This is a genomic window from Tautonia rosea (genome assembly GCF_012958305.1).
In the GTDB taxonomy this organism is placed as follows: Bacteria; Planctomycetota; Planctomycetia; order Isosphaerales; family Isosphaeraceae; genus Tautonia; species Tautonia rosea.
In genome coordinates this window covers 156,628-179,336 of record NZ_JABBYO010000004.1, presented here as the reverse complement: position 1 = coordinate 179,336, position 22,709 = coordinate 156,628, and the positions used below count along the sequence as shown (strand labels likewise).

19 protein-coding genes are annotated in these 22,709 nt (G+C 63.1%); 16 read left to right on the top strand and 3 right to left on the bottom strand.

All coding sequences use genetic code 11. The features are described 5' to 3' along the window. Positions 1-407 precede the first annotated feature (407 nt). The 3 genes from HG800_RS08330 (at position 408) to HG800_RS08320 (ending at position 2,800) form a co-directional block, all read left to right on the top strand. A complete protein-coding gene (locus HG800_RS08330) occupies positions 408-1,865 on the top strand; it encodes an RHS repeat-associated core domain-containing protein (protein ID WP_169975734.1) in 1,458 nt (485 codons plus the stop codon). A 10-nt stretch (positions 1,866-1,875) separates the two neighbouring features. Then, positions 1,876-2,259, top strand: coding sequence for a hypothetical protein (locus HG800_RS08325; protein WP_169975732.1), 384 nt, complete (start codon positions 1,876-1,878; stop codon positions 2,257-2,259). A 328-nt stretch (positions 2,260-2,587) separates the two neighbouring features. Beyond that, entirely contained in the window at positions 2,588-2,800 is a 213-nt protein-coding gene (locus HG800_RS08320; protein WP_169975730.1) for a transposase, read from the top strand. 8 nt (positions 2,801-2,808) lie between these two features. Here the strand turns inward: HG800_RS08320 and HG800_RS08315 are convergent, their stop codons facing one another. Then, positions 2,809-3,477: a transposase gene (locus HG800_RS08315; protein ID WP_169975727.1), complete on the bottom strand. Its 669-nt coding sequence runs from the start codon at positions 3,475-3,477 to the stop codon at positions 2,809-2,811. Between the two features lie 260 nt (positions 3,478-3,737). Between HG800_RS08315 and HG800_RS08310 the strand changes: the two genes are divergently transcribed. From HG800_RS08310 to HG800_RS08290, 5 genes are all read left to right on the top strand, one after another. Then, positions 3,738-5,312, top strand: coding sequence for a B12-binding domain-containing radical SAM protein (locus HG800_RS08310; RefSeq protein ID WP_169975725.1), 1,575 nt, complete (start codon positions 3,738-3,740; stop codon positions 5,310-5,312). Positions 5,313-5,475: 163 nt separating this feature from the next. Beyond that, entirely contained in the window at positions 5,476-6,549 is a 1,074-nt protein-coding gene (locus HG800_RS08305) for an endonuclease domain-containing protein (protein ID WP_169975722.1), read from the top strand. Beyond that, positions 6,546-7,238: a hypothetical protein gene (locus tag HG800_RS08300; protein ID WP_169975719.1), complete on the top strand. Its 693-nt coding sequence runs from the start codon at positions 6,546-6,548 to the stop codon at positions 7,236-7,238. The genes HG800_RS08305 and HG800_RS08300 overlap by 4 nt, the downstream gene beginning before the upstream one ends. Then, the gene (locus HG800_RS08295) at positions 7,235-10,579 is read left to right on the top strand and encodes a helicase HerA domain-containing protein (RefSeq protein WP_169975716.1); all 3,345 of its coding nucleotides are present in this window, start codon (positions 7,235-7,237) and stop codon (positions 10,577-10,579) included. Before HG800_RS08300 ends, HG800_RS08295 begins: the two co-directional genes overlap by 4 nt. Before the next feature lie 178 nt (positions 10,580-10,757). Beyond that, entirely contained in the window at positions 10,758-11,171 is a 414-nt protein-coding gene (locus HG800_RS08290) for a hypothetical protein (protein ID WP_169975714.1), read from the top strand. A gap of 244 nt (positions 11,172-11,415) precedes the next feature. On the opposite strand, the gene glnA is transcribed toward HG800_RS08290, so the two are convergent. Next, positions 11,416-12,831, bottom strand: coding sequence for a type I glutamate--ammonia ligase (gene glnA, locus HG800_RS08285; RefSeq protein ID WP_169976312.1), 1,416 nt, complete (start codon positions 12,829-12,831; stop codon positions 11,416-11,418). A 599-nt stretch (positions 12,832-13,430) separates the two neighbouring features. On the opposite strand from glnA, the gene HG800_RS08280 reads away from it, so the two are divergent. From HG800_RS08280 to HG800_RS08260, 5 genes are all read left to right on the top strand, one after another. Continuing rightward, positions 13,431-14,483 (top strand): DUF1559 family PulG-like putative transporter, encoded by a 1,053-nt coding sequence (locus tag HG800_RS08280; protein ID WP_169975712.1) that lies wholly within the window; start codon positions 13,431-13,433, stop codon positions 14,481-14,483. A gap of 136 nt (positions 14,484-14,619) precedes the next feature. Then, entirely contained in the window at positions 14,620-14,850 is a 231-nt protein-coding gene (locus HG800_RS08275; protein WP_169975710.1) for a hypothetical protein, read from the top strand. A gap of 61 nt (positions 14,851-14,911) precedes the next feature. Then, entirely contained in the window at positions 14,912-15,136 is a 225-nt protein-coding gene (locus HG800_RS08270) for a hypothetical protein (RefSeq protein WP_169975708.1), read from the top strand. Between the two features lie 69 nt (positions 15,137-15,205). Further along, positions 15,206-15,913 carry a tetratricopeptide repeat protein gene (locus tag HG800_RS08265; protein ID WP_169975706.1) on the top strand — a complete coding sequence of 236 codons (708 nt, stop codon included), beginning with the start codon at positions 15,206-15,208 and terminating at the stop codon, positions 15,911-15,913. Positions 15,914-16,160: 247 nt separating this feature from the next. Next, positions 16,161-17,150 carry a hypothetical protein gene (locus tag HG800_RS08260; protein WP_169975703.1) on the top strand — a complete coding sequence of 330 codons (990 nt, stop codon included), beginning with the start codon at positions 16,161-16,163 and terminating at the stop codon, positions 17,148-17,150. 66 nt (positions 17,151-17,216) lie between these two features. Here HG800_RS08260 and HG800_RS08255 read toward each other — a convergent pair whose 3' ends face one another. Continuing rightward, entirely contained in the window at positions 17,217-19,496 is a 2,280-nt protein-coding gene (locus tag HG800_RS08255; protein WP_169975701.1) for a [protein-PII] uridylyltransferase family protein, read from the bottom strand. Positions 19,497-19,643: 147 nt separating this feature from the next. On the opposite strand from HG800_RS08255, the gene HG800_RS08250 reads away from it, so the two are divergent. From HG800_RS08250 to HG800_RS08240, 3 genes are all read left to right on the top strand, one after another. Continuing rightward, a complete protein-coding gene (locus HG800_RS08250) occupies positions 19,644-20,288 on the top strand; it encodes a metallophosphoesterase family protein (protein WP_169975699.1) in 645 nt (214 codons plus the stop codon). 148 nt (positions 20,289-20,436) lie between these two features. Continuing rightward, entirely contained in the window at positions 20,437-22,149 is a 1,713-nt protein-coding gene (locus HG800_RS08245; protein WP_169975697.1) for a porin, read from the top strand. A gap of 161 nt (positions 22,150-22,310) precedes the next feature. Next, positions 22,311-22,529, top strand: a complete 219-nt coding sequence (locus tag HG800_RS08240) for a hypothetical protein (protein ID WP_169975694.1) — start codon at positions 22,311-22,313, stop codon at positions 22,527-22,529. The last annotated feature ends 180 nt before the right edge of the window (positions 22,530-22,709 follow it).

The window sequence follows — 22,709 nt, the reverse complement described above, 5'->3', positions numbered from 1 at the left end:
CAAAGTAGAGTGTCCCTGTTTTCGCATGCCACCAGACCGGCGGCGGCACCGGCCTGGCCAGCTACGCCTACGCCTACGACGCGGCCGGCCGCCTGACCCGCGAGTCCAACGCCGAGGGCGTCGCCACCTTCGCCTACGACGACGCCGGCCAGCTCACCGCCGTCGACCGCCCGGCCGGCCAGGCCGACGAGGCGTACGCCTACGACCCGAACGGCAACCGGACCCCGGCCGGCTACGCCACCGGCACGGGCAACCGCGTCTCCGCCTCGCCGGGGTTCACCTACGCCCACGACTTCGAGGGGAACCTCGCCTCGAAGACCGAGACGGCCACCGGCCGGGTCACCACCTTCGCCTACGACCACCGCAACCGCCTGACCGGCGCCACGGCCAGGGATTCGGCCGGCGTCGTGGTGGGCCAGGCCACCTACACCTACGACGCGTTGGACCGCCGCATCCGGGTGCAGAATGACGCCGATGGCGCCGGGCCCGGGGCGCCCGCGACCACCTGGACGGTCTACGACGGCCCGCACGCCTATGCCGACTTCGACGGCTCCGGCACGCTGCAAACCCGCTACCTGCACGGCCCGGCCGTCGACATGCTGCTGGCGCGGACCACCGCCGCCGGCACCTCGGCCTGGTACCTGACCGACCGCCTCGGCAGCGTCCGCGACCTGGCCAGCACCTCCGGCTCCGTGATCAACCACGTCGCCTACGACGGCTTCGGGAAGGTGCTCGGCGAGACCAGCCCGGCCCACGGCGACCGCTTCAAGTTCACCGGACGCGAGCAGGATGCCGTCACCGGCCTGCAGTACAACCGGGCGCGGTACTACGACGCGGCGATCGGCCGCTGGACCCAGGAGGACCCGATCGGCTTCGCCGCCGGCGACCCGAACCTCTACCGCTACGTCGGCAACGGCCCGACGAACTATGTCGATCCCGACGGGTTGCGAGGCATCGGCTCCTGGATCAATCGGCAGGCCGGATGGGTCGCAGAGCAGGCCTCCTCGGCGTGGGACTACACGTATCGGTCGGGCGAACAGCTCATCCTGGGCCATTACTCGGACGAGGTCACGGTCCTCGGCACGGCCGGGCAGATCGGCACGGGGCTCATCGGCGTGGATCTGCCCGGCGACATCCGCGATCTGTCCTACGACGTGACGCACTGGGAATGGTCGTGGCAGCATGCCGGTCAGACCGGGCTCGATCTGGTCGGCGTCTTCCCGGTGATCGGCGCGTTGAAATACACCGACGAGGCGGTTACGCTCGCCCGAGGCGGCTCGCGGGCTCGGGCTCCCCTGGCCGACCGGGTGGCCGGCCGAGCCGACGCCCGCCACGCCGAGAGCTGCACGGTCACGACCCGGATCGACGTCCTCCCGAGCAACCAACTCGTCAGCCGTTTCGACACGGTTACCAATGCCCCAGTACGCAATGCTCCCGTTCCCTATGGGACGCCTTACCGACAGTTGAGTCGAAGCAAGTACGACGAGTTGCTTGGCAAGGTTGAAGCTCGCACCATCACAAAAGATGAATGGAAGAGATTGCAGTGGTACGAGCGACTGACGGACAGACGGCAAGCGGGAATTGATGCGTTCTGGGATCGAGAACGAGAACTGCTTTCGCAGAGGCTGCCGGGAACCCGCAACTGGAACGATCAAGCTCGAAGTGCGATTTTGGCTGGGGGTCAGCCACAGGGTATTTTTAGCCACCATAGTTACAGTGTGTCCCTTTATCCGCAGTTGGCCAATGACCCAGACATCATCATTCCGTTGACGTTCCGTGAGCATTTCTTTAAGCATCACGGCGGCAACTGGCGGAATCCAACACATGGTGTTCCGTTGCGACCAGACTTGTCAGATGACTTTTGAGGTAGTTCGCATGGCCCAGATAGCACTGATCCTTGAAGATCTTGGGGCGATGAAAGCGGACGTCATTCGAGAACTTCGCACATTTTGTGCATTAAGTATTTCGGAGGTAACCGCCGCGGTGGCATCCACAAGGCCTATTTTTGTGCGTCCACTTTTTGGTCGAGATAATCCGGAGTTTCCTGAGCAACTCCTGTCGTTTTTGAAGTGGCTTGAATCCAACTCGCTCCCATACAAGGCGTATCAGGTTTTGGATGGTCAACGCTTCGACGATACCAAATGTGACAAGTATTATGTCATCACCGCAGAGCGGTTGAAAAATATCATTTCGACCCGACTTGCGTCTCTGGAGCAGCAACGAGAGTTGGGGCGGTTGCAGGAAGGAATCGACGATTAGACCTGAAACAAGCGTAATGCGATCTTCTCACCTGAGTTGCAGCCCGGCATGGCTGACTACGCACCGTCCCCGGGCCGGGCCATCGCCACCCGGTTCCTGCCCCCCAATCCTCGGTCACGCATCAGCACACCGCCTCTCGTCGGTTCGTCGCCCATACGGACCGGGGCATCCGGACCCCGAAGGGAGATAAGGGGACAGGGGAGAAAAGCGGACATTCTAGAATGGCATTAAGTTAAGCCAGAACCTGTTGATCGAGAAGGTATAGTGGACCCCAGATTTCGGACCACTCGATAAGTTATCCTTGAGGGGAACTGATCGAGGACGCACCATGGGACGAATCCGCAAGCGGCACTCACCGGCCTTCAAGGCGAAGGTCGCCCTTCAGGCCACCAAGCAGGAGGCCACGATCACCGAACTGGCACGAGAGCATCAGGTCCATCCGGTCCAGATCAGCCAGTGGAAGAAGCAGTTGCTCGACGGCGTTGAGGACCTCTTCGAGAAAGAAAAGGGAAGAAAAGGGGACATTCTACTTTTTCAATAAGGGGCGTTCTACTTGTCCACCTTCCTCGGTCGTCCCCGGGGCCGAAGGCTCGATTCAAGGCCTAGTATCGAGGCGGTGTCTCGGGTCCAGTCCTCCGAGCCGTAGGGCGTGCCGCGAGCCACGCTGTGCCGCATCGCGGCCAGTTCCGCGTCGCTCAGCGGCCGGTTGACGCGCCTGGCCCACGTGCGAGGGTTCGTGGTCCCGGACACCGCCTCCAGCCGCACGGGGCCGGGCGGGTTGAGGCTCGCGTGCAAAGAGCCGTAGGGCCAATCCTCGGCTCGCGGAACCAGACCGGCACGCAAGGCGTTACGCTCGACATACCGCAGGACCGTCAGCAGATGGCCGTCGTTCTGGCAAGGGAAGGCCTTGAAGCGTCCCTGCCAAACGTGGCCGCTAGAGCCATAGTGGCGGTGATAGCGCCGCACGTGGGTGGTCAATAGCCACTGCATCCAGCTCGACAACTCTCCGTCGCCATGAGGCCGAAGGACCAGATGGAAGTGGTTCGGCATCAGGCAGTAGCCCAGCACTCGCATCGGCAGGCGCGCCGACGCCTCGGCGATCATCCCGAGAAACGCCTCATAGTCGTCCTGCGTGTGGAAAACCTCGGCCCGGCCATTGCCCCGATTCAACACATGGTAGCAATAGTCGGCCACCGACGCCCGTGCCGTGCGTGCCATGCGAACGAACGTAACCGCCCCGAAATCACTCCGTCAACCAAAAAGAAGAATGTCCCCTTTATTTTCCTCCCCTTTATTTTCCAACCAAAAAGAAGAATGTCCCCTTTATTTTCGTATTTCTCCCAAGATTCCCGGAACTTCCCGTTGGCATGAGACACCCATCGCGGTTAGCCTCATTCAACCCCCTCATTTGCGCTGTCTCGTTCGTGACTCGACGATCGCCCGTCGGCCCGTCCAAACCCGAAGGATCGGACTTGCCCATGGCCCGCATCTGCCTGATCAACCCTCGATTTCCGACCTCGTTCTGGGGGCTTAACCACGGCCTGCCACTTTTGGGCAAGAAGTGCAACATGCCCGTGCTGGCCCTGCCGACCATCGCCGGCCTGACCCCCGACGAACACGACGTCGTCGTCATCGATGAAAACATCGAAGACCTCGACTTCGACGCCCTCGACGGTTTCGACCTCATCGGCGTCACCGGCATGACCGTCCAGCGCGACCGGATGATCGAGATCCTTCAGGAACTCAAGGCCCGAGGCCACTTCACCATCGTCGGCGGCCCCTGGATCACCGTCGCCGAGGGCTGGGAACCCTTCGAGGGGCTCGTCGATGTCGCCTTCATCGGCGAGGCCGAGGAAACCTGGCCGAAGTTCCTCGAAGACTGGAAACGCGGCGAACACGCCGACCGCTACGAACAGGCCGACAAGACCGACATGACCAAGGTCCCCATGCCGCGCTACGACCTCGTCAAGTTCGAGGAGTACGCCATGGGATGCGTCCAGACCTCCCGCGGATGCCCCTTCCAGTGCGAGTTCTGCGACATCATCGTCATCTTCGGCCGCCGCCCCCGCATCAAGACCCCCGAAATGGTCGTCGACGAAATCGACTACCAGTACCGCCAGGGGGCCCGCATGATCTTCCTCGTCGATGACAACTTCATCGGCAACAAAAAGGCCGCCAAGGAGATCCTCCGCGCCATCATCACCTGGCAGCGCAAAAACGGCTACCCCGTCGTCTTCGGCACCGAGGCCAGCCTCAACCTCTCCGAAGACGACGAGCTACTCGAACTCATGTCCGAGGCCAGCATGAACACCGTCTTCGTCGGCATCGAAAGCCCCGACGAAGAGGCCCTGATGGAAACCAAGAAAATCCAGAACGTGAAGAAGGGCTTCACGATGATCGACCGCGTCCACAAGATCCAGAACGCCGGGATCGAAGTGTACGCCGGCATGATCGTCGGCTTCGACTCCGACGACCTCTCCGTCTTCGACCGCCAGTACGAGTTCCTCACCGCCGCCCGTATCCCGAACGTCATGGCCGGCATGCTTTCGGCCATTCCTAGCACCCCGCTCTACGACCGCCTCCTCGCCGAGGGCCGCCTCGACAACGCCGCCGCCGACGACCCCGCCATCGCCACCAACATCATCCCCCTCCAAATGTCCGTCCACGAAATGCGCGACGGCTGGCTCGACCTGATGGACCGCCTCTACGACCCCGAAGAATACTTCAAGCGCTTCGACTCCCTCTTCGCCGAAAACGCCATCCCCCTCGGCGCCGCCAAGATGCGCTGGATGCGCCGCCACCGCCCCGTCTCGTACGTCCTCCAGCACATCGGCATCGTCTTCGCCGCCCTCACCGTCCTCTACCGCATCTGGCGCGACCCCCGCACCAAACCCTTCCGCCCCGTCTACGCCCGCACCCTCCGAAAACTCATCCGCAACCGCCGCCCCCTCCGCTTCCTCTTCACCTTCGCCACCCGCTGCGTCATGCACACCCACTTCGCCGTCATGACCCGCCAAATGGTCCGCGGAGAATCGCGTCTTGTGAATACGTGACGACCAGACTCCGGATGGACCCTCTTGCAATGGTCCAGGAACGGATGCACACTCGGAGGCATGAACGAACAGGATTGCCCTTCGCCAACGGGCCGTGTGGCTCTGGAGGTTGGTCGATTTTGGGGGCAATCCTGACGAGTCCTCCCATCGAGATGCGTCCTCCATGCCCGCCTCTCGGCTCGACCTGATCGCCGCGATGGCTGACGGCCAGGCCCGCTTGCTCTTGGCCGACAGCATTTCGGATGCGCTGGCGACCTTGCGCGAATCGCTCCCCGATCCCAGCGACTCCCGCGTCGTCTCGGTGATCCTCGACCCGATTCCCGGCCCCTCTGAAATCCTCGACGCAGCCATCGCCGATCTGGCCGAGGTCGCCCTGGCGCTCTGGCCCTCCTGGTACGCGGGGACGATCCCGCTTCAGGACGACGGACCCGCCGCCCTCTCCTGGCATCGGCTGATGGCCTCCGGGCCGATCCTGACCGATGCGCCTCGACGAGAGTTCGTCCTGCCCTGGTTCCGTAAAGCCGCAGCGCGCTGTCGGGACCGGCAACTGCCGACCCTCCCGGAATTCGCCCCCGCTCTCCAGGCCAGGCAGCTTGCCCAGGCCATCGCCCCGAGCAACCTGGTCATCGCGCTCGGCATCGGTGACCAGACGCCCGAAACGGGCCGACTCCTTGGCCTCACCCGCTGTGCCGAATGGCTGGCCCGTGAAACCGCCGCGAGGGTCCTGGTCGTCATCCCCGAGGCCATCGCGGACTCCAGCGAGCTGGCCTCGATCAACTTCCGCCCCCTCCGAATTCCTCCCCCTGAGCCTCCGACCGGCCATCTTCCGACCGACGACGAACAAGCTCACCGCGTCTGGCCGGTCGTCGGCCGCCCGCACCCGTACAGCCTCGGAGAGCTGAAGCTCGCCGCCCTCCTCGCGTCCGACCCGGACCTCGGCCCACTCTTCCGACACAACGCCCGTGTCCAGTCCCGCCGCGGCCAGTCCTTTCTCGTCGATCTGCTCTGGCCCGAGGGCAAGGTGGTCGTCGAGATCGACGGCTACAGCTTCCATTCGTCCCGCGCCTCCTTTGCTACTGACCGCGACCGCGATTACCACCTGCTCATCAGCGGCTTCCTCGTCCTCCGTCTCCCTCACGATGAGGTTGTTCAAGACAGCTCTCTCGCCCTCGACAAGATCCGCGACGTCGTCCGATTCCGCCAATCTCAGCAATCGCCCAGGAGGACCCAGGAATGAGCTATGCACCGGAACCGAGCGACCGAGCCCTCCTCTGGCGCCTCGCGGTCATCGGTGGCGAATCTCCACTGAACGGACTCGACAAGCCCAAGGTCGACCCCAAGGTCCGCAAACGACTCAAAGCGGCAGGGTTCACGGAAGAAGAAACACGAAAACCACCAACAGGCGGTCGCGGTATCCTTCATATCTCCATTTCAGAGAAAGGCTGGAATTACCTCGCCGAACACACCACCGCCCCTCTTTCTTCCCGCGCCAACGTCGTCCCCGTGTTGCAGGGCTTTCTCGCCCAGCTCGACCGCTTCTTGACAGCCCACAACCTGAGCCTCGCCGACTTCTTCCGCCTCAAACCCCAGTCGAACCCTCCCTCTGAACCCACCGCTGATCCTCAACGGAACGGCACTCCCCCCCCAACGATCGCCCTCACGCAACGCATCCTCGACGCCTACAACCGGCTCTCCGGCGGTCGACTCAACGTCCGCGTTCGGTTGGCCGATCTGCGCGAGGCGCTGGCCGATATCCCTCGCTCCGCGCTCGACAACACCCTTCTTCAACTGGCAACCAGCGGCCAGGCCGCACTCTACCGGCTCGACAACCCTCTTGAGATTCACGAGCGCGACCGCGAGGCCGTCCTGCTGACTCCCGCCGGTGATCCCCGTCACGTCATTTATCTGGGAGGACAGGGGTCATGACCACCCCCGCAACCGCGACGGCCGAGTCTCCCCTCCAACAGAAAAAACGCGACGTCCTCCGCCAGGTCGACTTCGACTGGGCCATGCACCTATCCAGTATCTGGCGCGATTCGGAGAGTGATGTCCCCGGTTTGCATGAGAACCTTCGCCGCGAATTCACCGCCAAGATCGACGCGATCGCCCACTCAAAGCTGTCACACTCTCCACTCGGCTGGGTCATCACCGGCAGCGCGGGCACTGGGAAAACCCACCTGCTCGGATCGTTCCGTCGCAAGGCCGCCCATCGACGCGCCGGATTCGTCCTGGTCGACATGACCGACGTCCGAGACTTCTGGGAAACCGTCCTCCAGGGCTATGTCCTCTCCCTCCAGGTCCCCTACGAAGACGAGACCTTTCAGCATCAATGCCTGCTGCGCAATTTGATCAGCCGACTCGGACCCGATAAGCCCGTCAGCGAGGTCCTCAAGCTCATGGCCGATCGCCCCTCGGCCAACCTGAAGAACGACATCCAGAAGATCCTCACGGTCCTCCACAAAGTCTACCCGCAAGAAATCCTCAAATATCAAAATACGATTCGAGCGCTCGCCTGTCTCAACTCGACCGACTTCCACATCGTCAACCTCGGGATGACCTGGCTCCAGTCTCAACCCCTCGACCCCGAGGAACGCACCCCCCTCGGCTACACCACCGATCGCGAGGAGCCGAAAAAGATCGTCGAAGCCATCTCCTGGATCATGAGCCTCTGCGGTCCCACCGTCCTGGCCTTCGATCAGCTCGATCCCATCGTCACCGAACTCGCCTATCGAGAACGCTCCGACGAATCCCCCGAAGGATTCAACAAGGCCCGCGCCATCATCTCACACATCGGCAGCGGTCTCGGCGCCATCCGAGACACGACCCGCCGAACCCTCGCCATCGTCAGTTGTATTGAGGCCACCTGGAAACACCTGGAACAGACCGTCCTCCTTTCCGCGATTGACCGCTTCGAACCCCCCAGACGCCTCGACGTCGCCCCATCCGCAGCCATCAACGAGGCCATCGTCCGCAGCCGCCTTTCCCTCGCCTTCCAGACCGTCGGCTACACTCCCTCACCCGGCGACTCCTGGCCCTTCCATCCCAAAGCCTTCGCTTCAGTTGGCGCAAGCACCCCCCGCGAAGTTCTTCAAAAATGTGAACAATGCCGGATTGCTCTGTTGCATTCCGAGAGCCTTGCAGAAATCACCGACCTCGGCCAATGGTCCAATTCTGTCGAACCCCCAGACGACCTGAAACAGATTGACGATCACTTTGCTCAAGCTTGCTCGACCATCAACCTCCGCTCCCTCACCGACGACGAATCCCTTGCCCCCTTGTTCCAGACGGCGCTCCAGTGCTTGCTCTGGGAGCGCGAGCCAGGTTGGCCACCCGAGGTCGACACGATCATTGACACCGACTTCGCTGGCGGCAAAACCACCAAACCGCTCCACGCCCGCTTACGACTGATCTTTCAAAACGAAAATGGCCGAGAAGAACACTTTTGCATGCGTGTGATTCAACATGAACGTGCAATCGCCTACCAATCACGCCTTCAGCTCGCCATGACCCAATCGGGCATCGATCGCGATCTCCCATTCCGCCACCTGCGAATCATCCGCACCCATCCCTTCCCCGGAGGAGAAAAAACCACCAAATTAACCGAGTCGTTCGAAACGACCGGCGGAAAATTCCTCAAGCCGACCGAGAACGACCTCCGCACCCTGGCCGCACTTCATCAGCTCAAACGCAAAGGAGTCGAACACTTCCGACCCTGGCTCCAGAGCCGCAAGCCCCTCTCCTCTCTTGATCTGATCAAGAAACTTGTGCCAAGCCCACTTCTTCTCGGCATCCCCGTTTCCAAGGAATCCTCACCTGAACCATCCAAGCCCCTCGACACTCCAGCCCAGAGAATCCCACCCAAGATTCCAGGAACACCGCTCATCTCAGCAACAGAGAATGGCAGGTGTTCCCAATCCAGGCCTGACTCAACCACCGTTTCGTCCCATGCTCGCGTTCCAGAGCCGAAACCTCCCAGCTCGAAGCAGCAAATGGCCACCGACACCATCCCGCTCGGCTGGCGTGTGCAGGGGGATTCGACGACCGATCCGGTGACGATAGCGCTCGGGAGCCTCTCCAAGCATACGGTCATCCTCGCCGGCGCAGGTTCAGGGAAAACAGTCCTCGTCAAGCGGCTCGTTGAGGAGGCCGCCCTGGCGGGCATCCCGTCAATCGTCATCGATTGTGCCAACGACCTGGCCGCTCTTGACCAACGCTGGCCGTCACCTCCCGAAGGCTGGCGTCCCGACGACCCCGACCGGGCCAATCGCTACCATCAATCCACCGAGGTCGTCCTCTGGACCCCCGGCAAGGAGTCCGGCAATCCCGTCGCCTTCGAACCGCTCCCCGACCTCGCCGCCGTCGCCGACAACCCGGACGAACTCGAAAGCGCCGTCGCTATGGCCGCCGCCGCGCTCGAACCGATCGTATGCCCCGGGAACACTCTGAAAGCCAGGAACATGCGAGGCATCCTCTATCACTGGCTCCGGAATTTCGCCGCTCAGGGGGGCGGGCGGCTCGAAGCCTTTATCGCACTCTTACAGGATCTCCCGATCGATGGCGGGCTGGGACTGAACCGCGAGGCCGATCTGGGAATCGAGATGGCCGACGCCCTCAGGGTCGCGATCGCCACCAACCCCCTCCTGCGATCCCAGGGCACCCCGCTCGACCCAGCCGTTCTGTTCGGCGACGATCACCCCTCTGAGAAGGTCCGTATCTCCGTCCTCAATTTCATTGGCCTTGCCCATCTCGACGCACAGCGCCACTTCCTCAATCAGCTCGCCATGACCCTCTTCTCCTGGATCAAGCTGAACCCGAACCCCGGCTCTCGACCACTTCGCGGCCTGCTCGTACTCGACGAGGCCAGAGACTTCGTCCCTTCTGTCAAGGCATCGTCATGCAAGGATAGCCTGATTCGCCTGACCGCTCAGGCCCGCAAGTACGGACTTGGTCTGGTCTTCGCCACTCAGAATCCCAAGGACATCGACAATAAAATTATCGGCAACTGTTCCACCCACCTCTACGGCAAGGCCAGTTCACCGACGGCCCTCGACGTCATCCAGGAGCAAATCTCTCTGCGGGGCGGCGGCGGCAACGACGTCGCACAACTCCCAAAGGGACGCTTTTATGTTCACAATGCAGATCTTGGCCTCAAAGCTCCCATCAAGGTCGCGATCCCCAACTGCCTCTCTCAGCATCCTCGTAACCCGCTCGACGAAACCCAGATCCTCAGCAAAGCCTCTGCCAGCCGGCGAATCCTTGGTCGTTGAGCCGAGCTTCGGCCGCTTGCCGAGGGACTCAACGCCTGCACCAACTGAAGGCTAGTCTCACACGTCCCTTGGCGCTACAATCGTTGGAAGAAGTTGTCCACGCGGAACTTGAACCTCGGGAGTGTCTCCGAGAGCAATCCCCCGTGAAACACAATTGCCAACGAAGGAACTCGCACTAATGACCCGTCTGATTGCCCCCTGGGCTGCTTTGGCCCTGATGTTCGCCCTGGTCGCGGGATGCGGCCCGACCGAGGAGGCTCCGGTCGAACCGGCCGCGACGACGGACATGCCCGACGCCCCTGCCGCAGAGACAGCCGAGCCCGCCGAGGGCGAGCTAACCGCCGAGCAAATCGAGACGATCCGCCAGCTTCCGGAAGCCGATGCCGAGCTCGCCCTGGTCCAGAAGATGTGCCCCGTGTCGGACGAACCGCTCGGCTCGATGGGCGTGCCCATCAAGGTCACGGTCAAGAACCGAGACGTCTTTGTCTGCTGCGCCGGCTGCCAGGGATCGGTCGAGGACGACCCCGACACCTATCTCGCCAAGGTTCCCCAGGGCGGTCCCGAACTTCCCGCGATGGGCGGCCCTCGCTAAAGCGTCTTTCGTTTGTCTGTGGAGGGGCAGGGAAATGGGGACTGGCTCCGCGAGGTGCCTGTCCCCCATTTCCCTGACTCTTTCACCGGCCGATGCAACGCACGAACGAACAACGGCCCGGCTTCGATCCTGTTGGGGGGAATCGAAGCCGGGCCGTTGCGTTCTGGTCACGACACGCGGATCGCCCGGCCGAGGGCTCGATTGCCATCGGCCGGGGAGCAAGCAAGCGCGGACGGCCTTGCGATCAAATGTCGTAGTAGAGGTAGAACTCGTAAGGAACGGGTCGAAGGTTGACCTGTTGGAGTTCCCGCTCGCGCTTGTAGCTGATCCAGGTCTCGATCACGTCGGGGGTGAACACGTCTCCCTTGAGCAGGAAGTCGTGATCCTTCTCCAGGCTGTTGAGTGCGTCTGCCAGAGAGTGCGGGGTGCTCTTGATCTTCACGGCCTCTTCGGGTTCGAGGTCGTAAAGGTCGCGGTCCATCGGCTCGCCCGGATCGATCTTGTTCTGGATGCCGTCGAGCCCGGCCATCAACAACGCCGGGAAGGCGAGGTACGGGTTGCACGACGGGTCGGGGCAGCGGAACTCGATCCGCTTGCCCTTGGCGCTCTTGCTGTAGAGCGGAATCCGGATCGCGGCCGAGCGGTTCCGCTGGCTATACACCAGGTTGACCGGGGCCTCGTAACCCGGGACGAGCCGGCGGTACGAGTTGGTCGTCGGGTTCGTCAGGGCCAGCAAGCTGTCGGCGTGCTTCAACAGGCCGCCAATGTAGTAGCGGGCCGTGTCCGAAAGGCCGGCGTACTTCGTCTCGTCGAAGAAGAGGTTCGTGCCGTCCTTCCAAAGGCTCTGGTGCGTGTGCATTCCCGAGCCGTTGTCGCCAAACATCGGCTTGGGCATGAACGTCGCGGTCTTGCCGTGCTTCCGAGCCACATTCTTGATGACGTACTTGTAGTAGAGGACCTTGTCGGCCATCTCCCGCAAGGTGTCGAACCGCATGCCGATCTCGCACTGGCCGGCGGTGCCGACCTCGTGGTGGTGCAAGTCGATCGGAATGCCCAGCTCCTCCATCACCAGAATCATCTCGGAGCGCACGTTCTGCAACGTATCGGCCGGCGGTACGGGGAAGTACCCTTCCTTGTGCCGCAGCTTGTAGCCGAGGTTCGGCCCTTCGTCCTTGCCTGAGTTCCAGATCGCTTCCTTCGAGTCGATCTTGTAGAACCCGGTGCTGGACGATTGCTCGTAGCGCACGTCGTCAAAAACAAAGAACTCGGCCTCGGGACCCCAGTAGCTGACGTCGGCAATGCCGGTCGTCTTCAGGTACTCCTCGGCCTTGCGGGCGATGTAACGCGGGTCGCGGTTGTACGGCTCAAGCGTTACCGGGTCGTACACGTTGCAGATCAGGCTCAAGGTCGGCGCGGCCATGAACGGATCGAGCTTCGCGGTGCTCGGATCCGGCCGCAGCAGCATGTCGCTTTCCTGAATCTGCTGGTAGCCACGGATGCTCGAACCGTCGAATCCCAGGCCGTCCTCGAACAGGTCGTCGGTGAGGTTGCGCACCGGGATCGAGAAGTGCTGCCAGATGCCGGGCAGGTCGATGAACCGCAGGTCCACAATCTGGATACCGGCGTCCTTGGCCATCTTCTGAACGTCGGCGGGGGTCATAGCCATCGCTGGGAGGGACTCCGTGAGAGAGAGGGGAGAGGAGCGGGTCGGTCTTGAAGTTGGGGACGGTTATTTTCGAAAAGCGTGGCATTCTCCCTGCACGGTCGACAACGCACCGCGCGCAACCATGCCGTTTGGATTCGATCCTGGCTTGGAGCAATGAGATACCCGATCCGACCCGCCCAACGCAAGCACCTAGATTTCTGAGAGCCCCAGCCCCCCCCAAAAAACCGTTTGGAAAAAGAAGAAATTGTCCTGGCAGCGTCTTGACACCACTCGATCACTCCCGCTAGTCTCTCCTGAGATTGAGTCTCAGTTTCTTTTCGATCACCCAAGCCGCGATCGAATCCCGATTCAAGGGGCTCCACCCTGGCGGTGAACAAACACCACCAGGGTCCAATAAGCCCAACGCCTCACGCCCTTTTCGGGAAATCGAGAGAATCTCTCGGTCAATGTCCTCGACGTACGCTGGACGTGCTTGCAACCCTCGCGATGAGACTGAGTCTCAATATCACGCCATTCTTGATTGCAGGCGACGCGGTCCTGGTCCCACCGAGTCGTTGCAGAAGCCTTTCCCAATTCCACCCTTGAGGGACCTGATGCTTCCGACCACCTCCCGCCGAGCCTTCACCCTGATTGAACTGTTGGTGGTGATCGCCATCATCGGTGTGCTCATCGCCTTGCTATTGCCCGCCGTCCAGAGCGCCCGAGAGGCCGCCCGGCGAGCCCAATGCCTGAACAACCTGAAGCAGATCGGCCTGGCGCTGCACAACTACGAGTCATCGCAGGAGGTCTTGCCGGCCGCCATCCACGGCGGCATCGGCCGGGTCTACATGAATTTCACCGGGTTCCATTCGCTGCTGCCCTATGTCGAGCAGCAAACGCTCTTCAACGTCTTCAACTTCGACCAGTCGAGCTTCTCTCCGAGGTTCGGTCACTTCTACGGCTGGTCGACGGCGGCCCAGACGACCGGAATGGCCACCCAGGTCGGTCTGTTCCTTTGCCCGACGAACCGAACCGGAGGCGGCCAGGTCGGCATGTCCTTCCGCGGCTGGATGATCAACCGAGGGGCCGTGACCGACTACGTCTTCAGCGGAGGGGCCGACAACTACGTTGCCCCTCCCTTCCTGAACCGCAATCGTCGCGGGGTCTCCGGCATCGACGTCTTCAGCCAGATCTCCGAAATCCGTGACGGTCTCAGCCAGACGATCGCCTTCGGCGAGGCGTCCGGAGGCAATGAGGCCAACCCGTTCGTCGCCGAGGGCTTCGCCCAGGACCGGGTCTGCGTTCCTCTGGATCTCTATAGCCAGGCGAACCATTACGACAACTTCATGTTCATGGCTTACGGACGTCGGCGTTCCTGGGGCTCGGAGCATGTCGTCGGCGGCATCATCGGTACGACGACCGACCGGCTGGGTTTCTTCTATCCACTGAACGACTGCGGCTATTCCACGAACTCCGACCACTGGGGAGCGGCCATACCCTCCTCGGGCCAGACCCTGCCGAACTTCCGGAGCCTCCATCCGGGCGGCGCCAACTTCCTCTTCGCCGATGGCAGCGTCCGCTTCCTGAAGAACACGATCGCGCCGGAGCCCTACATGGCGCTCTCGACGGTTGCCGGGGGCGAGGTCGTCTCGGCCGACCAAAACTGATCCGCCCTTGTGAGGGGGGACCGGCCCGTCCGCCGTCCGCGCCTCGGGAGGCCGACCGGGCCGATCCGCCCGTCCCCCCTCATTCCTCCCTGATCGCCACTCGCTGTCCCGAGTTCATCCCCGATTGAGGACTTCGATGTCGCCACGAACTGATCAATCCTTCCGATCCCTTCTCTCCGTCGGTTTGCTCGTCGCCACCCTCTCACCCGGCTGTGGAGCCCCATCGAACGACAACCTCTCCACCTCCTCCAAGGCCAACCCCGAGCAGGCGGCCCGAGCCCGACAGGCCGCCGACGCCGCCCGCGATGAGGCAATCAAGGCGGAGCAAGCCGCGATCGGCGACCTGGGCATCGAAGAACAACCCTGAGACACCACAAACCCATCGAATGAGCACCATGTCACACCACCGTTCCAGAAGAATACTCGCAGTGAGCCTGCTGCTCGTCGGCTGCGAACCCTCTCCGAGCAACCGATCGCCAAGTGCCCAGGACAACCCTGAGCGAGCGGCCCGGGCGCGTGCCCAGATGGAGGCCGTCGAGCAAGCCAATCGCGAGGCCGAGGCGGCCTTCTACCGATCGCTCCGCGTCGAAACCGTGCCCGAGTTTGAGGAGGCCGTACCCGAGCAGGAAACGGCCGCCGAGGCTCCCGGGTAATCCCAATCCATTCCGCCTCCATTTGACCCCCTCAGTTCCACCGACGCGAGCACGAGGACCTTGCCGCCGATGTCTCCTGCCAATCACCTGTCTCGACTTTGCCTGACCTTGCTCGAGGAAGGCCGATCCGACGAGGCCGATTCCCTAGTCTCCGCCACGCTTCACTCGAACCCGAACCTTGGCGTCCTCTGGCAGCTCCGAGGGCTCTTGCGACGCCAGCGAGGCGAGCTGATCGCCGCCAGGGGCGACCTGGAGACGGCATCGGCCCTGATCCCGCTCAATCCCGCGGCCCGCTGCGCCCTGGCCGACTGCTACGTCGCGGCCGAAAAGCCCGACCTCGCCGGCCTGCTCTATCTCGGTCTGGCCGAGGACCCCCGCTGCCCGACCGATCTGCTCGCCCCAGTGGCCGCCGGGCTCGGAACCGTGGGAGCGTTCGCCGCCGCCCTCGCCACCTGCCGAGAACTGGCCCGCCGCGAACCGGAACGCCATCAGGCCCACTTCGGCATCGCCTTTTACCTCCGAAAACTCGGTCATCCCGTCGAGGACGTGCTGGAACCCATCCACCGCGCCTTCGAGCTCGCCCCCGGCTCGACGCTCTACCGGGTCACGCTCTCGGCTCTGCTCGACCATCTCGGCCGCCGCGCCGAAGCCTGCTCGCTGATGCGAGACGTCGACCCGGCCTCGATCGAATGCTCCTGCTGCCTCCGACGCGTCGCTACCCTCTTCCGCCAAGCCGGCGACCAGGGCCGGGCCGAGCAATGGACCGAGGCCGGCTGACCCCCACCTCGATCGGGGCGGGGCAGCTCGCCCTGCCACCCTTTTTCTATGATCAGATTATCGGAATTGAGTTCATAAGAAACTTTTTTCAAGCATATGTTTTCGAAGAAGATTCGCCCCTGTGCTGCCTCGCCCAGGAAGACAGGAGGACCCGATCGACTCCACCTTCGAGCCAGGCAGAACGCCCGGTCCCACGCCGCCCCGCCCGGTCCCCCAACCCCACCTCGGGTTTCAGGAGTGATTTCGGATGAGCGTTTCGAACGACGTAACGGCACCCGCCCGATCACCTGCGCCGAAGGCACGACTTCGGACTCGATACAACGCCGCGATGAAGGTTGCCCGCCGCATTCATTTGTATGCCGGGCTGTTCATGACGCCCTGGGTCCTGCTCTATGGCGTCTCGGCCATGCTCTTCAACCATCCCGACGCCTTCCCTGACCGCGAGATTCGGCACTTCGGGCCGGAGCAGGGCATCGGCACTCCTCTGGAAAAGTTCCCCGGGGCTGTCCAACTGGCCGAGCGCGTCGTTGCGGCCATGAACGCAGACCACGGCGGTGAAGCACCGTCCGCCAGGGCTACCCAGCCCTATCGACTCGTCCGACCCAACGAGGCCCGATTCACCCGAGACCTTTTCGGTACCGTCGCGGGAGAGCACGGCGCGGAGCACTCGATCCGGGTCGATCTTCTCTCCGGCAAAGGTCGCGTCCGGCTCGGAGAACCCGAGGAGCCCTCCTCCGACCAGGCCGAGGCCCCGTTCTCGACCGACACACCCCTGCCCATCGACCCGTCTCCAAGGCAGCTCCTGAAGGATGGGCTGCCGCTGGTCCTCTCTCGACTCGGCCTGCCGGGAGAGGTCACGATCTCCCCCCGCCTCAGCCCCGACCTGGAGTTCTTCGCCGAGGCCGCCGACGGCACCGTCTGGAAAGTGTCCTATCCCATCACCCGAGGAACCCTCTCCGGCCGACCCGCCGACGCCCCGGGCAACTCCCTCTCCACCCGAAGCTTCATGCTCCGCCTCCACACCGCCCACACCTACCCTTCTCGCATCGACGCCCGATGGTTCTGGGCCCTGGCCGTCGACGCCATGTTCCTCTCAATGGTCGGATGGGTCGCCACCGGCCTGTTGATGTGGTGCCAGATGAAAAACGTTCGGCGCGTGGGAGCCTTCGTGCTGGTACTCAGCGCGATCGCCGCAACAGCCGTCGCGCTGGGAATGCACCATGCGTTGACCTCGTGACCCCGTTCGATCGGTCGATCGGTCAATCGGTTCGGCTCCGAGGCACCCCGCCCGCGCAAACTTCCGTTACTCCAGCGTCTCGAGCACCCGATCAACCGCCGCCTTGACCGCATCGAGCTGACGCCGCAACGTCGACTGAAGCGCCTCGGCCGAGTCCAGCCGCATCCGACGCGCCAGTTGAGCAAAGTCATCCGATTGAGCAAGCGGAACCGTCAAATCCTCCGCGTTCCCCCGCACCACCCGCAAGGCTCCAATCAACGACCGGAAGAACCGGCAGCCCTCGCTCAGGGTCTTCGCCGTCGCTCGGTCAAGGTGCCCGGCCTCGCAAAGCGCTTCGATCGCCTCCAGCGTGCTCGGACATCGCAGGGCTGGATTATCCCGACCGTGGGTGATTTGCAGCGCTTGCACGGCATATTCAATATCGACCAGGGCACCCGGACTGAGCTTCGCGTTGATCGTCCCCGGTCGGATGAGCTGCCGGAGCTGCATCGACCTCATTTTTCGCAGGGCCTCGTGATCGAGCGGCTCGGGACCGTACACGAAGGCGTCGCGATGCCGTTCGAGCAAGTCCCCCAGCTCCCGATCACCGGCCACCGCTCTCAGCCGAATCAAGGCTTGCCGTTCGTAAGCCCAGGCCGCTCCTCCGGCCCGGTAGTACGACTGGAAGAGCGACAACGCCGTGGCCGGCGGACCTCCTTTGCCATACGGCCGGAGCCGAAAATCAGGCTCGAAGGTCGCCCCGTGCCGCACGCCGAGCACCTGCCGAAGCGTCGTTACAATCCGGTCGAAATACTCCGAGGCCGGCGTCGCCTGGGACGAAGCGTCAAGATCGCGGTCATCCCAGACGACCATCAGCTCCAGATCCGACGCAAACCCGAGCTCTCGGCCGCCCAGCTTCCCCAGCGCGCAGATTGACACAGGAACCGGGCTCCCATCGCTCCGCTGAGGCCGATCCGTTCCCAGGCGTTCAACGCTCAGCTCCAGGGCGGCGGCGATCACCACCTCGGCCACATCCGTCAGCTCGTCGGCAAACCCCTCCGGGCCGCCACTCAGCCCGAGGATCGTCCGCACGTCGGCCCGGAAAATCTCGCGGTCCTTGAAGCGTCTCAGGGCTCGGATCCGATCATCGAGGTCGGCGTCTCGGGCCAGGCGATGAGACAGATCGCGGGCCAACTCGTCGCGGTCGGGGCTGCTCCGCCATCGCAGCGGATCATCGATCAGGGGCAGGATATTTTCCGGCTGCGACTGAAGAAAATCCTCCCACAAGAACCGGCTCTCGCCCAAGACCCGAACCAGGGCATCGAGCACCTCCGGCCGATCCAGCGCAGCGAACTCCTTCGCCCGATCCGGCCGGGCCATCAGGTCGTTCGCGAATCGGCTGAAGTGGATCAAGGCCGACTCGGGATCGGTCGCTCGGGGCAATCGGGTACTGAAGTGCTCAATCAGAATCAAGGCATATTTCAACGCCAGCAGCCGATCGGGATCGAGGATCGGCCGGCCCGATCGGTCGATGATCCAAAGCGTATCCTCGGCCCAGCCGTAATCGGCCACCGTGCACACGTCGGCCCGGACGATCCGAAAGCCGCTCAACGCCAGCGCCGAGGCCGTCAGCGACAAAAAACCGAAACTATCCCGTGCCCTCACATCAATTCGGGTCGGCTTATCCGGCCCTTCGGCCGAGATCTCCAGCAAGATCGAATCAAGCGGCCCGCCGATTGTCCGACGATCCCCCAGCGCCGCCGCAAACCGCCGAATGAGCCGATGATGCACCTCGTCATGCTGCCCCTGGCGCAACAACTGGGCCAGATCCGACAGCTCCTGCTCAAACGCCTTCCAGTCCGGAGACTCGCTCCCGGCCGTCGGCCTGACCGTGAAAACGTCCAGAATTTTCCGCCTGCGATCCGGGGCGCCCGACGATCGCTGCGGCCGAGACACCCCCGGCCTCCAGAACCCCGATCGGCCCGCCCCGGCCATCGTCGGCCTCGGTCGAGACGCCGCGGAAACCGGCTCCTCGGGAGGCGGATCCGACGTGAAGATGCTCGCCTCGACAATCGACAGTCGAGCCACCGTCAGCAACATGCAGACGGTCGAGAACAACTGAAACGCGTCGTAACCGGCAATGTCAACCCGCCAGGTCTCCGGTTCCTCGGGCAGTCGCTCCGCCCGTAACCGTACCGGACGATCGACTTCCAGCTCACGGATCAATCCCAGATGTCTTGAGATCGCCTCGGCATCGAACCGTTCACAATACTCCGGCGGGAACGACCCGAGCAGATGATCCACCCAGGCTTCGGGATGCTCCCGTACCAGAGACCGGCGCAGCTCGGCCGGGATTGGCGTGGCCATGACTGAGGTCCCGGACGATAATGATTCCTGAGATCATCGGCCTTTCCCCGCGCACGATCGGGGGCCGGCGAACGACGAGTCCCTTGGAGTTTACCAGGAATCCGCCCCGACCGAATCGGGGAGGTCGTGGTCAGTGAACGGAACACGATGAAAATCGGTCTGCTCGGCGACATTCACGGAGACACCCGAGCCCTGGAGTCGGCCCTGCGGCACCTGGAAGCACTGCGCGTCGATCAACTGCTCTGTACCGGCGACCTGATCGGCTACGGCTACCAGTCCGATGCCGCCGTCGCTCGGGTCCAGAGTTTGGCCATCCCCTGTGTCCGAGGCAACCACGATCGCTGGGCCCTCGAACGCCGACAGCTCATCGGCCCTCGGGGCTGGCGACCGGCCACCCTCCACGACACCACCTGGGACTTTCTTGAACACCTGCCGGCCTCACTCTCCTTGACCGTCGAGGGAATCACCATCGAGGTCCACCACGGCTCTCCCGCCAGCGATACCGAGTTCGTCACTCCTTACCGCCCATTGCCTGACTCCGTGACGCAATTCTGGGACCATTCCGACGCCTCGGTCCTCGTCCTCGGCCATACCCACCTGCCCATGATCGACCGCCAGCTCGGTCGGGGAACCGTCGTCAACCCCGGCTCGATCATGGGAGTCCCCGGCATCCAGACCTCCTACAGCTTCGCCGTCCTCGAAGTCCCTTCGCTCGCCGTCCGCGTCTTCGAGGTCCGCACCGGTCGCGAAATCCGCCGCGACCCCGTCTTCCTCAATGGCGATCCTGTCTAACCGTTCTGTCCGACCCTGCCCAAATCCTTCCAACCCGCACTTCCCACCTCAAGTCTGCAGCCCGCGCAACCGATCCTTAGGATCTGAGGCATTTTGTGATCCTCGCCCTCAAAGATCCGAGACCCCTTCCCATGGGATCGGCGCGTTGATGGTTGATCGCTCTGTCCTGATCTGTCTGCTGATTCTGGGACTCCCTGGCCTGCCCGCATCGGCCTTGCAGGACGACGATCCGGCTGCTGATCCCCCCGTCTCCGACCCCTCGCCCGTCCCGATCCCCGAGTCCGAACACCTTCCCCCCATCGACCCCTCCGCCCAACCCGTCACCACCCCTCCCCAGACCGACCCAATCGACCGCCTCGAAGCCATCGAGGCCCGCCTCCGCGCTCTCGAAGATCAGAACCGAAAGCTCACCGAGGAAAATCAGGAACTCCGACGCCTCATCGCCACGCCCTCCCCAACACCTCCCGATCCGAACCCCGCCCCGGTCCAGCCCCCCAGTTCGGGCACCCGATCCCTCGCCGATACCGTCGGACCCACCTCGCCCTCAACTCCCAGCCGCACCGACGCCTCGCTCGGCAACCCTCCCGATTCCCCTGTCCCCGGCAACGTTGCCGTCTCTCCCGGCCGGCCCGGAGCGCGCATTCCCATCCTTGGCAGCTTCGGCCAGGGTTTTCTGTTCGAGAGCGAGGACGAGGAGTTCCAGCTCCAGATCCATCTCGAAAGCCAGAGTGATTACCGCGCCTTCAATCCCAGCGGCGACGGCCTGGCCCGAGACGGCTTCTACCAGCCTCGAAACCGAATCATTTTCGGCGGCCGGATGACCCGATCGGTCGAATATCTCTTCTCGATCAACCGCGGCTTCAGCGATCTGAACCTCCTCGACAGCTTCATCAACGTCGGCTCCGACGAACGCCTGATGTTCAAGATCGGCCGCTTCCAGTCGCCGCAAAACTACGAGCAGTTCGCCATCCAGAACATGTGGCTCATCGCCCCCGAACGCTCCCTGTTCACCTCCAACCTCGGCCTCAACCGCCAGGTCGGCGCAATGTTCTGGGGAACCGTCCTCGACGATCGCCTCGACTACGCCCTTGCCGCCGTCAACGGTCCCCGCAACTCCTACGAGGATTTCAATGATGACAAGGACTTGATGACCTATTTCAATCTCCGCCCTTTCCAGGACCAGCCCCGCGGCAGCCTGTTTCGCCTCCTGAACCTCGGCGGCTCGTTCGTCTATGGCACCCAGGACAACCCCCTCGTCCCCCGATCCTTCCGCGTCGCCACCAACGCCTCGAACGCAGGCACCGCCGACCGCGCCGCCCCACCGTTCTTGATCTTCAACCCCGGCGTCATCGAACGGGGCCAGCGGGCCTTCTGGTCGGCCCACATGGCCTACTTCTACCGCTCGCTCTCGATCTTCGCCGATTACAACGGGGCCATCCTCCGCTACGCCCCCAGCATGTCGGCTCCCAAGTCCGCCGTCTTGCCCGCTCATGGCCTTTCCATCGCCGCCGGCTACTTCCTGACCGGCGAGGAACTGGAACGCCGCACCCTCGTCGAACCGCTCCGCCCCTTCAGCCTCAAGCGAGGCTCCTTCGGCCCCGGCGCCATCGAACTTTTCGGACGCTACAGCACCTTCGACATCTCCTCCAACATCTTCGACGCCGGCTTGGCCGACCGAAACCTCTGGAGCAACAGTGCCGCGATCACGAACCTTGGTGTCAACTGGTATCCGAACCGCTTCGTCAAGGTCCTCCTCACCTGGCAGTACGCCTCCTTCGGCTCCCCCGTCTTCTACGCCGAACCCGATCAAAAGATGATTGACAACAACATGCTCTGGCTCCGCTTCCAGCTCTACTACTGATCTGATCTTCCCTCGCCAGGCCCTTCCGCCTCCCCTCGGGCGTATCGACTCTCCGAGAACAGACCGAATCCCCGGAGCGGATCATCCACACGAACGGCCTTCCCTGATCACCCAATGGCATTCTCCCATCATTCACCGTGACCTGGTTCGCGAGGGAGCAAATGGGGCTCGAGCTGATCCTCTTCACGTATGCGGTCGGCCTGATCCTTTTCCTTTACGGGGTGTCTGTCCTCCTCGTGGGTCGCATCTTCCTGAGCCCCCGAAGCGCCAGGCCCATTCGAGGGCTTGAGGCCCGCGCCTGGGAACTCCTTTGCGTCCTCTTGTCCGTGATTTGGTTCCTCACGATCACCTCGGCCTGGGGAGCCTTGAGCCGAACCTAGCCGGACCATCCCCCAGCGTTTCTAACCGCTCCATTCTTCCTCCCTCTCCCCGCCCGGCGGGAAGCGAGCCAAGGTGAGGGGTCTGTGTTCGGATCGCGAGGCCTCGCGTTCGAACCACCGCCCCCCGATCCTGGCCTTCGGCCCCCCTCTCCCCGCCCGCGGAGGCGAGCGTCGAATGTC